The sequence below is a fragment of the Acinetobacter lwoffii genome (assembly GCF_019048525.1).
GTDB classification, from domain to species: Bacteria; Pseudomonadota; Gammaproteobacteria; order Pseudomonadales; family Moraxellaceae; genus Acinetobacter; species Acinetobacter lwoffii_K.
The window spans coordinates 1,605,268-1,619,572 of record NZ_CP077369.1 but is presented as its reverse complement, the minus strand read 5'-3'; the positions used below and the strand labels follow the sequence as shown (position 1 = coordinate 1,619,572).

Genomic DNA, 14,305 nt, shown 5'->3' with positions numbered 1-14,305 from the left:
TCTTAATCCGTAATAACCAAATAGGACACCACTGTAAAATCTTCCAGGTTTTGACTACCTGAGGCTGATAGCACAGTACCCCCTTTATGGAATAAGCTTTCGATTCCTTTCTCCTCACTTTTCCCTTCTATACTCTCAATTGCTTTGACCAGCATTTTTTTAAATAAAGTCGTATCCTGTCCCTGTTTAGTCATTAAATTGACCTGTTGGTACGCCGTTTGATCGACTTGAACTTTAGCTAAAGATGCTAATTTAAAAATATCTAGAATCTGCTTGAGTTGTGTATATTGATGAACAATGTCTAAATCAAAACTAACATGCACTAAAAAGTAAGGATGCAAAGGATAGTGGTCACTAATTTGCAAAGCATCTTTCCCTGTTTTTAAACTTTTCAAGCAGAAAATAATTCCTTTCGGAATATCATAGCTCTCTTTAAATTGTCGAAGGGATATAGCTGAGAACAATCCAAAAGGCATTTCCTCTAACGTTTGTAAGTTATTTGGCGTATTCAGATAATTCGATAGATCTAAGCGGAAATCATTTAACGTTAAATCAGTAAGTGAAATCCCACCTGCCATATCTTCTAAATCGACGACTGCATCTTTAAGTTGCTGTAATTGCTTTTTTCTGTATTCCAAATCATTCATTTCAACATTATTTGGATCAATCACATTTTCTTCACCCGTTGCTGAAATATCTAATAACACCATACGTCCTGAAACTTTCGCTTCAAGATTGATGTATTCATCCAATTCCATATTGGGCCAGAAATTAATTAATTGTATTTGTGAGTTCTTAGAGCCCAAACGATCAATACGTCCAAATCGTTGAATAATTCTGACTGGATTCCAATGAATATCATAGTTAATCAAGGTGTCACAATCTTGTAAGTTTTGTCCTTCACTAATACAGTCAGTTGCGATAAGTAAATCTAGTTCATCTGTCTCAGAAATATTGGTTTTATTGCGTTCTTTCGATATTGGGGAAAAGGTTGTAAGCAAGGTATTGAGATCCGTTCCTAAACTTTTTAGCGTTGTTTTATTCGTTCCACTGCCAGTAATTAGACCACTGTGAATCCCTAAGGTACTTAGCGCCCAAGATGAGAGCTCTTTATAAAGGTAATTAGCAGTATCTGCAAAAGCAGTAAATACGATTAACTTTTTGTTGTCTGCATTAATAGGATTTTGGATTTTAAATAGGATTTCCTGTTTGAGCTTTTGAAGCTTCGCATCTCTTGAAATATCAATTTCTTGTGCAGTCTGCAAGATAGAGGTTAAGAATATTTGATCTGCTGTCAAATCTTGCTTAAAGCGGATCAAATCCATATCTTTCAAAAGAACTTTCGTTTTATTACCAATCATGTAAGGTTCAAGCTCAGCAGACTCAAACTCTATATCTTGGATGTCTTCGATATTTAAAGCCTCAATATCACTCTGTTGTAGTTTATCAATTTTATCCAAAAGACCTGTCACTTGATTAACTAACTTTGAAACAGTAAGCGTAAACGAATGAATCGAGCTTTCCATACGCTTTAATAAATTAACGCGCATTAAATGAATTAAGCTTTCTTCACGGTCAATCTGCTTAAAGACCCCTTTACCGCCCCCAACAGCTTTATCATATTTACGAGAATATTCTTCTTTTTTATCATTTCTGACATACTTCAGGGGCGAGTATCCCGCCAAAGTCAGTCGTCGTATTGTTTTATTCACTTCTTTAAGTGGTGGAAATTCTTCTTTAAGATCTAAATCAGCATAAATATTTTTAGGTTTTAGACGTTCAGGAAATTTACCGATATCCTCAACACCATAATATTTTTCGATATGCTTTCTCGAGCGAGCAATCGTGACAATATCTAAAAGCTTAAAATAACCAAAGCTCATACTGTCTAGCAAATTTGCAGTCGTTCGCTCATCGACTGGTAGTTTCACCCATTGATTGAACTGCTTCTGAGCCAGCATTAAAGTCCTTTCTATACTCTTAATGCCCTGATCTATAAAAGCAACATCACGCCCTTCTGTAATGAATGCAATTTGATTTTTCAAATCGTTCATTCTGTTATTTACTGGCGTTGCTGAAAGCATCAATACTTTTGTCTTAACACCAGCTCTCAGCACATCATTTAATAATTTTTCGTATCGACTATTGCCAGTCACTTTCGTCGGTGTATTTCTAAAATTATGTGATTCATCAATCACTACAAGATCATAGTTCGCCCAATTCAAGGTTTCTAAGTTAATTTCACTAGAAAAGCCTTTTGTGCGTGTCAGATCTGTATGGTTTAAAACGTCATAATTGAAGCGATCTTCAGCTAAGATATTGCGTTTATCGTTAATGGTGTACATCGTCCAGTTATCACGTAATTTTTTAGGACATAGAACCAAAACGCGATCATTACGTAATTCATAATACTTAATTACAGCTAAAGCTTCGAATGTTTTACCAAGCCCTACACTATCAGCAATGATACAACCATTAAATTTTTCAAGCTTTTCAATTGCCCCAACGACACCATCCTTTTGGAATTTAAAAAGCTTACTCCAGACAATTGAATCCTTAAAGCCGGTCTTACTTCTCAATAATTTTTCTTGATCAAGATCACCTAGAAAATTGTTAAAAATATTAAATAACGTCAGTAGGTAGATATATTCTAGAGATTGATCTTTTGCTAAATTTTCAATTTTTTGGACAATTTCTTTTTTAATATTAATTAGGTTTTCTTCATCATCCCACAGATTTCTAAACCATTCTAAGACTCGATGAGCAAGTTCAGCATCATCCGTATAAGTAATCATTTGCTGTTTTAGTGGAGTTATTTCACCCAACCCCTCTGGACTAAAAGAAGCATCTCCATAAATCGCAGATATAGCTTCTTCTTTTTGAATACAAATAATGTTATTAGATTCAGGAGCACGCAGATTGGTAGCTATTTCCACATGATTCTTATTAATCCAATCAAAACAGTTCAGGGCCATTCTTTTTTGATCTAGTCGATTTATCAGTACAGTATCTTTTTCACAACCTACTAATGATTGCATATCCTCATGTGACTGGGAGAGAAGTATTCTTGATTTTTTAATAGCAGATAATTCTTTTCTTAAAGCATCAAAGGCATAGATCGTGAATTTACTTGACTGCATCGATAAGGTAGCATCTTTACTATCAATTTCCTTCAGCTTTTCACTTACCGTTTCAGTCTTATTATCAATTAAAATCACGATTCCCCCCATTGATTATTTAAAATAACTCTTTCATTATGTTTATATTAATTACATTTAAGCTTTAAACTTATAAGACTTTAGCTATTTTTGGCATTCCATGTAACATAACCATTTTCCTTAGCTTGCCTATAAGCCCAATCACCTACCTTATGCGATCGCTCCTTATCTGTCAGGAACCCCAGTACAGAAATTCGATCCACAATAATTAAATCCTGTTCTTCATTCCTCTCCCGCCACTTATGTAAAAACTCATCTGATGCGAGCAAATTACTTTTCTTCGAATTACAACTTGAATCCGCCAACACAAAGTTATGGCCTGTATCCGATGGATACATTGACCAGGGGATAAAATGATCGACTGCATAATTGCCTTGTCTCATCGGTTTATTGCAATAGAAACATTGGCAATCTTGTAGCTCGACCAACACATTCGCTACCGCATTTAACTGGTTCCGACTCGGCTCAAACATAAATTGTTCAAGGTTTGGCAATTTATTCAAGATTGGTGAATTGCTACTATTCTTACGAATATAGTCAATCCATCGTTTCTGACATAGCTCTTCAATAATTTCACTAAACTGTCGCAAGCAATACATGACTTTAGGAAGAAGAATGAGTTGCTTTCCACACTGATCTAGCTGATATAAAAACTCAAAATTTTGACCATTAATGTTCTGTAGGAAAGTTACAGGCATTTTTTTAATAGTGCTTTTTACCTCGTTAAGTAGCGTCAACCATACCAAACAATCTCGCCTTAACACCCCAAGTGATGAATAATTTTTTCTATGCTCAATTATCCGCTTCAAAATAGCTGCCTGCTTACCATTGTTTTGATTCAAGATCAGCTGCCCTTGATCATTAAAGGTATATGGCACAGCCTGCTTCCAATACAACTCAATAAACTTTTCAGCAATCTCTGTATACTCAAGTGATAGGCTCTGGCCTGAGTCTTCACCTTTTTCAATAGCCAATCGGCTAAGGCTAATCAGTAACGCAAATTTATAGGTACTGCTAAAACTACCTGACTGTAAAATCAGCTGAATATTTTTAAGGAACTTAAGCTGCTCCTGCGCTGTAGGAATAAAATCAGGCATGTTTTTTCCAAAGTACATTCAGCCATTCTTCATCACGATCAGGGCGTTTATCTACGGTTTTCCATTGTTGTAATACCTTAACCCCCTCCAACTGATCCACTAATTCTCGAGCTTGCGCTTCATCTAAATCAGTAAAGCTACGCCTGTCTTTCTCACGGTCTGTATTGCCATATTTAAAAGACATGTAACATACACCATTTGGCTTTAGTGCTTTGAATATGCGCCCCATCACTTCAGGTAAACGATCTCTGTCACAGTGTAAAAGGGAAGCACAGGCCCAAATACCATCGTACTTTTCACTGTCATTTAATTCATAGAAACTTTGTTGACGTACTTCAATGCCGGTCAGCTCCTTGGCCTTCTTAACCAGCTCAGCAGAATAATCTATTGCCTCAACTTGATAGCCTTTATCTTTAAAAGCCAAAGTATCTCGTCCTGAACCACAGCCCAAATCCAAAATAGATGCTTGTTCCGGTAAATACCTTAAAAATGGTACGTAAAGGCTTTCCATTTCAACCTTGAAAGTTGAAGCTGTAAATTCTTCTGCATATTTATTGTAGTAGTCTATTGTTTTCATTACAGACACTTAGGCTAAAAGACATTTTAGTCTACAAGAAAACAAAAAAATAAGGGAGCTTTTGCTCCCTTTCTATTCACGGCTCGCCAACTTATTTTCCATCCATTGATGGATCTCATAAGCTGACCAGCCGATACGGTTCTTGGTGATTTTTACTTTCTTCGGAAAAGTAGGATCATAATAAGGTGAGTTCTCATCCATCATTTCATAGATGGTGGAACGCCCCACACCAACAAAATTTACGACTTGTTTGATGCTAATAAATTGGTTCATCTGAAAAGTCTGACCTACAAAGGCATTCATGATGTTTACTCCTATCTCATGATTTCGAGCAACTCGCTCATGAGATACGGCAATCTCGTAAGGTTTTACCCTATTCGATTTAATTCAAAGCCGTCACTGATCCTTTCAATCCCTGCTGAATATTAAATTCAGTCTGATTTTCCTCAATCTGCAGGCCTTCAACAGGCTGATAAAACTCCTCAATTACCTCCAAGCCTTCCTCCATATCCACATCCATCCTTCCATTCCCAAAACCCTTCCTTGCGGTAAAGTCTAAAGCTTCCTGATAAAACCCCGCCTGCTTGCTCTGTTCATCAATTTGCTTCGCCTGAATAATGGCTTCATTCAGGCTAATACCCTCCCTTAAAGTCAGATCCACGTAGTAGACCGGCTGACGATAGCTTTGCGTGGTGCTTTTTCCTCTTAAAGTCAGTTGCAAAGGCAGACAAGACAATAAACCTCCTGAAGCTGCTTGGTAATAACTCAGCCGTGCAGCCAAAGTCCGGATACTGTTAAAGCCTGTAGTTCTAAAGATGAAGGTGCCAAACTCATCTGATTCATCCAGGTTCACATGTAAACGTCCATAAGGTTTGCAGTTGCCACCTTGAGCCAATGGACATAAATCAGGGGATGGACAGGGATGCTGCTCTACGCCTTGATTGGTTAAACGCTGGCAGGTTTCTCCATTACCGACACACACAGGCCGTCCGGTCTGTCGGTCAAATAAGGTGTATTCAGCGCGCAAGCTCAAATCAGGATCATTAAAAATCATTCTGACGGGGATTGAGCGTAGCTTTTGATTGGGAATATTAGCTCGAAGCTGATCATCTAATGGATGTTTGACCCAGCCTTCTTTGCTTTGAATCTGGGACGTAATAGTGAACTGGTCATCCTTTTCCGGTAGGCGTTTGCCATTCTTTTCAACCATCCGACCAATACTGATCCGTCCGAGTATTGGAGGAGTAATTGCTAAACCTTTAATCATATTGATATTCCTTAATGTATTACCTTACAAATTTGGGTCTATCTATGTAGGTCGGAACAAGGACCAAATAAGTTACCCAAAGAATGTAGAGCCAGATAAAGTGCTACAGAGATCGCGACCGATTTGCTCTCTACCGAAGGGTAGAGAGCGGGGAGCGATTTTTGTGAATTTTTGATTTGGTGCTGTGTAAATAGGGCTTAGTCGGTATAGATGTTAAATCGACGACTGCCCTGCTTTTCAAGTGGATAAAGCTCGATGAGTTCAGGCTGGTGCTGAAGCAATACCTTGGTGTTGAGACTGATGGAGTCCTTCGCTTTCTTCCAGACTACTGAGCCATTTGCAAAGACTGCCCTTTCCTTGTCTTGCATCATCATCTGAATTTCATGTTTAAGCTGATCAAAACGTTCCTGCTGATGCTGAATCTCTTCTTTCATTTTGATGAGCTTGTCGAACATCAAATTGGCATTTTCATTTTGCGAGAGATCCTCTACGGTTAAAGGTACATGCGCTGGATAAAGTTGTTGAATCGCTTTAGCTGCGGATTCACTTGCATCCACGGATGGTGGTGTATCCTTTTCCACGCATTCCCAGAAATATCGTTCTGCTTGAACAATATGTTCAATCACGGATTCTGATCGTGTCACTTTGAAGATCTTGGTTTCATGCCCACAGATCAAGACACAAACATGCGCTGCCTGTTTACCAGTCACCGCCAGTTGATGTTGTACCTGACACAGCACGTATAAAGGCACACCATCACGCCACAATTTTGCTCCATGCTCACCTGCTGTTTTGCATTCAAGAATCTGAACTTCGTCGCTTCCTACAACAGAGTAATCCAAGTTTGCTAACATGAAATGCTTATCAGGATCAGGGTGCTGTAATACAGCATTGACTCGACGAACTTTATTATTGGTGTGCATGCTGTAATACTCAGCCACTAAAGGTTCGAGCTGTTTGCCCCAATACAGCGGTGCTACACCTGAACTTTCATCTTCAATGGATTGAGTCTGACGACCTGTTTTGATCAGCCAAAGCTCTAACATGGACATGTAGGGATTTAAGCCACATGCTGTTGCTGCATCACTGCTGCCAATGCCTTGTTTACGAACTTCAAGCCAATCTTGATACGCCATATCTTTGGTGTTGACTAAGCGTTTTGCAGAACTAGCTCGTTTAGGTGTAGTTAATGGATTTAATGCAGTTTGAACACCTGCCTGTACAGTCTGATTTGAAATCGGTGCGATTTGATTCATGGTTCTATCCTTATAAATTTCAGTTTTTGTAAAAAAGAAGTGCATAAAAAAGCCATACCCGACACGAGGTCGGGTATGGCGATATGCATGCTGATTCAGATTATTGATTGTGAGTAGTAAATAGAGAGAGTTACATGAGTGCTATGACTAGCATTTGTTTGGGGTGACTTGATTTCGACATAAGTGAGTCAGTTCATTTCAGGCGATCAAAGCAAGTGCTTGCTCCAATCCTCGTTGTTTCACACCAGCACCCGCACCGAACCAAGCTGAATCAAGACGGTGATCTGTACTCATGGCACGTCGTTCATGATCCACAAATTCTGTGATGGAACACAGTAAGCCATAAGCAGTGTCTTTGGCGGATGACAGGTCAGCACCACGACCTTGGCCATTAAACATCTCTAAAGCTTTATTCATGGCACGACCATTGGGTTCAGGCTTTTTCTCCTGAACTTGCTGTGCGACATTACGATAGAACTGAATGATGTTTTCTTCAGGATCGGAAATTGACATGGTGCTGTTGTTGAATACGGCATCAAAATAAGCTTTGGCCTCCTGCTGACTCACCTTACGCTGTGTGAGCTGTTTCATCTCATACATGTGCTCATCCCATGCACGCACTGAAATACCCAATTGCTGTTTCACTTTCTCTGCATCAAACTTGGTACTATGCGGAACCTTTACCACACCTGCACTACTGCTCTGCCCACGTAGAGCAATGGCTAAAGTGTTGTTACAGACCACTCGGATACTAGTGAACTGTGCTGTCGTTGCCAAGGTGCCATCACACGCAGTAGCCAGCAAGATATAACCATTACTGACATCCTTACCCTTTAATGCAGTGCTTTGCCCAGTACGTGCCAAAGCCCAGAATTTCTTCCCACCTTTCAAAACCCCTGCGGTTTCTAACTCAAAGCCAGACTGCTCAGTCAGATCCCGGTAGAACTCCAGAATCTCTTTAGGCTGAACTTCCTGATAACGCTGACTAACCACAGATAAAGGTGCATGGGTATCTGAACGATACAAGACACGCTGCTCTTCAAATGGCATGATGATGCTCTGACCACGTTCATTCTGTGCCATATAGCTGACGTTCGAGGATTCAATCCGCCAGTCCATCCCAGCTTGCTGTGCCCAAACTTCGAGTGGTTGATTCGGACTCAGCTGATTACCCAGACCATGCCAAGGGGTTTCGCCAACATAGGCGATTTGTTCGATTTGATGTGCCATCGTTCTTATCTCCTATGACGATTCAACGAAAATTCTGCTGACATTGATTGCAATGGTAATAGGTCAGGGTGATCGGCTTTTTCGGCTCATCAAACATGCTGCTAAATAGACCACCAATGACCGCACCTGCAAGCCCGCCAAGCAGTGGTGATACAGGTAAAGGTAAACCCTTTGAAATAGATGCACCGATGGTGGCAAACGAAGCAGATGCTGCTATACCTGTAGAATCAGATCCACTCACCTGCTGATTAACCACTTGAATAACCTGATCCGAAAAACAATAAGGACAATTTAAACTCATAATATATACCTCTAGAAATGACAAAGGCTCACCGATTGGCAAGCCTTGCAAAGTTAAAAAACTCGTTTTCATCTAGATAATGTATATCTGAGATTATTTTCAAATCATTGAAATGTCCGCATCTTTGCTTTGCATTTCACACGCAGATGTTGCGCATCTTTTTCAGGCCGTACTAAATAGCGTACAGCATTAATCATCTTTTCCACTTCAGTAGGATTATTTCTGTGAATTCGACCAATACCTAAAATACCCAACTCTGTGTACTCTTGGATCTGTTCAGGATCATGACAGTTAAAAAATGATCCTAACTTGCCTGTGATTTTCTTCCATTCCTTTCCGACTTGATGAGCAATACCCCATCCATCCTGCTTAACGTGCCCATTAAAAAACAGTACCAAATGACAATGATAACCCTTATCTACTCCTTGCTCTAAGGCCCAACCAAAATCTATCAGGTCATTAAATGGCTTTTCCCGCTTGCTCATCTGTGCTCTTAGCTCTTTCATATCCTCATAAAAATCAGCAATATTGATCAAGTGTTGATATTTTTTAATGTATCCCAAATCAATACGAACAACCTCGGTCTTTGAATAACGCTCTACAGCATTCCTAGCTTTCCTTTCTAGTGATCGAATATTCCGTGTCTCATTTTCACGATGACGTCTTAAAGCTCTTCGATGTTCAGATTGATAACTCTTAAAATATCGCTGATACTCAGCAAATGATTTTCTTTTAAGCTCTTCAATGAGTTCATCTAACCTTAGACCCGCAATGTCATTCTCTTCCAACCAATTACACCATGCATTGATATATCCGAAGTAGTCGTAAGACCGTATGTACACTTGATCTAATTCCGTCAGAAGCTCAGCAAATTCTAAATAGAAATCATGCGGTCTACGATGAGCTCTAATCCATAGCTCAGTGACGACTTCAAGTTGGATGGTTAGTTTAGATTCATTAATTGGCTTACTCATGTTCAATACTCAATCTGGAAATAGCTCCATATGAGAGGGTTAAACTGTATGAATATAATTTTTAGGTTGAATCTAGTCAGGTATACAACTCTATGAATAGTCTAATGATTAGTCTCCATATAGATATATTTAGTTGTATTTAATTAGTTGTATTTAATTGTATTTAATAATCTTAATTAACCTGCAAAGATTGAGCTATGGCCTATAGATTTCCCTTCTGATACTCACCTAATTGAGTAGTCTCCAATGATCAAATTTGCTAAATCTATTAATTATTAATCCATTACTGATATCTTTGGATAAAAAAAAGTTATGCGGTAAGTAGTTAGGAAGACAAACGCAGAAATTTAACTGAATAGTACTTCGCAGATATGTTCCTAATTCGTATATAGATTTTCTCATCAGATGGTGAAGCAATGACTTTTTTGTCTAAAAGCAGGCGTGATATCAGGTATTTATCAGACTAACTTACTATAGAGGTAGTAGTAACCGTGCTAGTCTTTCTCCCCTACTCTCTTGAATATCAGCCCGCATATTCGCCCCCTCTTGAGATGAATTTTCATTGATTTCATTTACGCTTTTTTCATTTTCAGGCGTACTCACTTCATCTTGTGGAGTATTCTTTTCATCTGTTTTTTTAGGTATAGCTTCTTTAATTCTACCCCTCAAAAATAGCTCTGGTCTTTTTTGATTGCGATGGCTTGTGCTTTTATATTTATGGAAATATTCATACGTAGTATAGAAGTTCACTAGATCATTTCTCACCTGGGAAATAAGCCGTTTATCTTCTTTATTCACAACTAAATAGTCCGATTCACCTTCTTTAAACCATAATGTAGGGATTATGTTCAAGTCCGGCAAATTTCTATCAATTATCTTTTTGGCATTGTACCTCTTAGTAAATTCACCCCAATAATCCTTAAATTTTAATTTTACCTCATCAGGAACAACGTCCGAACGAAGGTAACAAATAGCTGTACAGTCAATAGAATAACTGCCATGTTTAAAAACAAAATATCCGATATAAGCGTCTAAATACGCCCCTATACTCTTTGGTGCACGTTTCGCTTTCTTAAAAAATTGAGTAACAATTGTCTTCAAGGTATTGATATCTAATCGACTTTGGCTATTATCAATTTTAAAGCGTAATAAAATCGTATTCTCTTTAAAACTTGTCTTTAAATAACACTGTGCTGATCTCGTGTTTTTTTGCACTAACATTTCCATATAAGCTAATCTGCTTCGGGGAATTGAGATATGGCGCTGTTTGATTAGCTTTAGCTCTGGCGCTATTAGATTTGTTACTTCCGCCAGATTTATATCGTGTAAGTCATACGTTAATGATGAATTATTTAAACTTAACGGAAGCGAAAAAGTATTGTAGAGAGTCCAATTAGATGCCCATATAGAAAAATTAATATCAATTTCGTTATCCAATAAGGCTAAATACATCCTAGCTGCACAGGGCCATTTAGAGGGATCTTGGTTGATCGATAGAGAAGTTGATAAACTGTCAATATATGTATGCTCCAAATAGGCCAGGAACAAATTAACCCTTTGCAATAGTTTTATTTGCTGTGCATCCAACTCATCAAAATATTTCAGCATCTCATAAAATTTGTGTATAGACTTCGCATATTCTGGAGCACGTTTAACTAAACTGGCATCATCCCAGATTGAATTAAAATCATATGGTTTTTTCTCTAGATCATCCTTTTCTTGTCTTTTTGACTTTCTCTTATCATTTCGATCTTTTAAACGACAATCAGCTTTTCTTGTAATTAGACTTATAGGCGTATCAACTAATTCACTCTCGAACGTGTAATTATCAGGACTAATAATCTTTTCCATTCCATAAAACAATCCCACAAACCACTTCAACATGAGAGCTAATTTTTTTCGATTAGGGAGTTTGAATTCTTTTATTTCTTTTACACCTAAGTGATCAAGAATTTGATCAATAGCAATAATTTCCGACCGAACAAAAGCAGCAATCTTACTACCATAAAAAAATTTATCTAACTCACGGTGTAATGACTCCTTGATTTGATTGGTATCTATTTGATGTGTCGAACTGTCTAGAATAAATCCAAACATTAATCGAACTTCACCATTAAGCTCTATCTCACCTTTTTTAAGGATAGATAACCAAGGTAAATGGGTTCCTAGCTCAAGATAATTTAACTCATTTACTAACAAGTGTGTTTTTCTTTCGACCGAAGTTGTAGCTAATCTATGATCTACTTGACTAGTTTGAGTTAGATTTTCAATCTCCCTATCAGAGAAATCTTGTACCTGAAATTTTACCAACACAAGCGCTTGTCTAATCTTCTTAGCGCCATGTAGCACATCCAAAATTTCACGCGCAATCTCATCGCCTTTATCTTGATCGAAATTAAATTTGTAGTTTTTTTGCTCTTTTAAATACTGCTTATATTGATCAATCGTTTCAAAGGCGTCCTCATGAGGAAAGTCTTCAACTTTCCACTTGTCAGATTGAATCTCACTTCTGAAGATACATGATCCTTCTTTATCTAAAAAATTAATGAAAGCATGAATTTTTTCTGGCAACTTGTAATATGGAGTTGCTAATTTCATAAGTGCAACATCTACTACTAGACCATTATAAAAATCAACTATCTGCTTTTTTCTCACCTCATTTTTTGAAAGGCAGGCATCTTCCCAATCTACTTTCTTATAACCAATAAATTTTTCAACTAACTCTAAACGCTCATACAGTCTTTCTAAAGTTTCGATAGTTTCCCGAAATATGCCTTTATGAATTTTCCTATTTTGAGTAATTGAATGCCGATAGCTATCCGTATAGTAACGTTTCAAAAATCCAAAAATTTCTTTATCACTCAGTTTTTCTAATTGCCCAATTTCAGGAAGCTCCCTAAAAAGTTGAAAGTTTGACTCATTCATGATTAGAATCTTCTAGTACTTTTAGATAATAGTTAAAAATTAACACTTCCAACCCTTATTTTTCAAGCTTTCTTTCTCCTATCTAAATAAAATAAAAACTGTTATACCCTATTTACATACTTTTAAACCCTAGATTATAAAATTTTACCCCCCTATTCAAGAACTATTAGGACATTATACGTACTCAGGTTTCAGCTATAACGATGAAAAAAAAACCACGCTTTTTAGCGTGGTTTTTGTGATTTTTCTAGTCATTTAATTCAGCCAATCCTTCACTTCCCCCTCATACCACTCCATCAATCTCACCCGCTCATCCCAGTATTGTGCTCGGTTATAGGCCGAGCGAATTCTATTTTGAGGCACATGAGCAAGCTGGCGCTCAATGGCATCTGGATTAAACAGATTTGATTCGTTTACGACTGTACTGAATAGCGATCTAAAACCATGTGTGGTCATCCGACCTGCATAGCCCGAACGCTTGATCACGGCCAAAATAGATTCGCTACGCATAGGTTCTTTGTTATTTAAACGATGTGGAAATAACAGTTCCTGATTATGGGTAAGTCTCAAAGCCTGAAGCTCGGCAATCATCATGTCCGTCAACGGTACACGATGTGGAAGACGGTTCTTCATCCGCTCTTCAGGGATATCCCACTTACGCCCTTCCAGGTCAAATTCTTCCCAGCGTGCTTGCAGCAATTCACTAACCCGAACACCTGTCAGCATGATCAGAATAATGGCATGATGTGTTTGAGCATCACTTGGGTAAGCTCTTACCTTTCTTAAAAATTCAGGCATTTCAGAGGCAGTAAGCGAAGCCAAATTTTTGACTCTTTTATTCTTGAGAGCATAAACCAGATCACCTGCCGGATTATCATAACGATAGCCATGCGCAATGGCATACTTCATGACCATGCCGCAACGAGATAAGGTACGTTTTGCAATTTCAAGCGAGCCTCTAGCTTCAATCTTCTTAATAATCTGCAGAATCTCAGGAGCCTGAATCTGGTTAATACGCTTATTAGCAAGAGCAATATAAAGCTCATCCAATGAAGCTCTAACATTACTAATATGTTTGGATGACCAGGTTTCTTTTTGATTATTGAACCAATCTTCTGCAACTTCTTTGAAATATGGCTTTAATTCTTCATGCAGCACTGAACGTGAGAATCGATGCTTAAGCTCATATGCAAGCTCCCTTGCCTTTTTTAAGCTTAAATCTGGATATGGACCAAGCGATTCAGACTTACGTTCACCATGGACAGTGACGCGTACATTCCAATATTTTTGACCTTTGGTGGTAATGATGAGGGATAAACCATGTGAATCCGAAAGACGATACTGTTTGTCTTTCGGCTGTGCTTTTCTACATTCAGTATCTGTAAGTGGCATATCGATTACCCATAATTGATGTATTAATTTCTGGGTAAATTTTCCCAATATTTACCCACAAAGAGCAA

At 38.1% G+C, this 14,305-nt stretch carries 11 protein-coding genes; all 11 read right to left on the bottom strand.

Annotation, left to right across the window (positions count from 1 at the left end):
* Positions 1 to 2: 2 nt before the first annotated feature.
* The gene (locus tag I6L24_RS07525; RefSeq protein WP_228733301.1) at positions 3 to 3,218 is read right to left on the bottom strand and encodes a helicase-related protein; all 3,216 of its coding nucleotides are present in this window, start codon (positions 3,216 to 3,218) and stop codon (positions 3 to 5) included.
* A gap of 80 nt (positions 3,219 to 3,298) precedes the next feature.
* Positions 3,299 to 4,315: an HNH endonuclease domain-containing protein gene (locus tag I6L24_RS07520; protein ID WP_216985860.1), complete on the bottom strand. Its 1,017-nt coding sequence runs from the start codon at positions 4,313 to 4,315 to the stop codon at positions 3,299 to 3,301.
* Complete coding sequence (locus tag I6L24_RS07515) at positions 4,308 to 4,892, bottom strand: class I SAM-dependent methyltransferase (RefSeq protein WP_216985859.1); 585 nt, start codon at positions 4,890 to 4,892, stop codon at positions 4,308 to 4,310. The genes I6L24_RS07520 and I6L24_RS07515 overlap by 8 nt, the downstream gene beginning before the upstream one ends.
* Before the next feature lie 72 nt (positions 4,893 to 4,964).
* Positions 4,965 to 5,195, bottom strand: a complete 231-nt coding sequence (locus tag I6L24_RS07510) for a helix-turn-helix transcriptional regulator (RefSeq protein ID WP_216985858.1) — start codon at positions 5,193 to 5,195, stop codon at positions 4,965 to 4,967.
* A gap of 79 nt (positions 5,196 to 5,274) precedes the next feature.
* On the bottom strand, positions 5,275 to 6,159 hold the full coding sequence (locus I6L24_RS07505; protein WP_216985857.1) for a recombination directionality factor: 885 nt from the start codon (positions 6,157 to 6,159) through the stop codon (positions 5,275 to 5,277).
* A gap of 197 nt (positions 6,160 to 6,356) precedes the next feature.
* Positions 6,357 to 7,415, bottom strand: a complete 1,059-nt coding sequence (locus I6L24_RS07500; RefSeq protein ID WP_216986603.1) for a YqaJ viral recombinase family nuclease — start codon at positions 7,413 to 7,415, stop codon at positions 6,357 to 6,359.
* 198 nt (positions 7,416 to 7,613) lie between these two features.
* Complete coding sequence (locus I6L24_RS07495) at positions 7,614 to 8,645, bottom strand: DUF932 domain-containing protein (RefSeq protein WP_216986602.1); 1,032 nt, start codon at positions 8,643 to 8,645, stop codon at positions 7,614 to 7,616.
* Positions 8,646 to 8,667: 22 nt separating this feature from the next.
* Entirely contained in the window at positions 8,668 to 8,946 is a 279-nt protein-coding gene (locus I6L24_RS07490) for a hypothetical protein (RefSeq protein WP_216986601.1), read from the bottom strand.
* Between the two features lie 104 nt (positions 8,947 to 9,050).
* A complete protein-coding gene (locus I6L24_RS07485) occupies positions 9,051 to 9,920 on the bottom strand; it encodes a YagK/YfjJ domain-containing protein (protein ID WP_163170356.1) in 870 nt (289 codons plus the stop codon).
* 471 nt (positions 9,921 to 10,391) lie between these two features.
* Entirely contained in the window at positions 10,392 to 12,845 is a 2,454-nt protein-coding gene (locus I6L24_RS07480) for a hypothetical protein (RefSeq protein WP_216986600.1), read from the bottom strand.
* Between the two features lie 255 nt (positions 12,846 to 13,100).
* The gene (locus tag I6L24_RS07475; protein ID WP_216986599.1) at positions 13,101 to 14,237 is read right to left on the bottom strand and encodes a tyrosine-type recombinase/integrase; all 1,137 of its coding nucleotides are present in this window, start codon (positions 14,235 to 14,237) and stop codon (positions 13,101 to 13,103) included.
* Positions 14,238 to 14,305 lie beyond the last annotated feature (68 nt).

Excerpts from the sequence above, each read along its gene's own strand:
- I6L24_RS07505 (WP_216985857.1), bottom strand. The coding sequence starts at position 6,159 with ATGATTAAAGGTTTAGCAATTACTCCTCCAATACTCGGACGGATCAGT.
- I6L24_RS07515 (WP_216985859.1), bottom strand. The coding sequence starts at position 4,892 with ATGAAAACAATAGACTACTACAATAAATATGCAGAAGAATTTACAGCT.
- I6L24_RS07500 (WP_216986603.1), bottom strand. The coding sequence starts at position 7,415 with ATGAATCAAATCGCACCGATTTCAAATCAGACTGTACAGGCAGGTGTT.
- I6L24_RS07495 (WP_216986602.1), bottom strand. The coding sequence starts at position 8,645 with ATGGCACATCAAATCGAACAAATCGCCTATGTTGGCGAAACCCCTTGG.
- I6L24_RS07475 (WP_216986599.1), bottom strand. The coding sequence starts at position 14,237 with ATGCCACTTACAGATACTGAATGTAGAAAAGCACAGCCGAAAGACAAA.
- I6L24_RS07480 (WP_216986600.1), bottom strand. The coding sequence starts at position 12,845 with ATGAATGAGTCAAACTTTCAACTTTTTAGGGAGCTTCCTGAAATTGGG.
- I6L24_RS07510 (WP_216985858.1), bottom strand. The coding sequence starts at position 5,195 with ATGAATGCCTTTGTAGGTCAGACTTTTCAGATGAACCAATTTATTAGC.
- I6L24_RS07520 (WP_216985860.1), bottom strand. The coding sequence starts at position 4,315 with ATGCCTGATTTTATTCCTACAGCGCAGGAGCAGCTTAAGTTCCTTAAA.
- I6L24_RS07490 (WP_216986601.1), bottom strand. The coding sequence starts at position 8,946 with ATGAGTTTAAATTGTCCTTATTGTTTTTCGGATCAGGTTATTCAAGTG.
- I6L24_RS07485 (WP_163170356.1), bottom strand. The coding sequence starts at position 9,920 with ATGAGTAAGCCAATTAATGAATCTAAACTAACCATCCAACTTGAAGTC.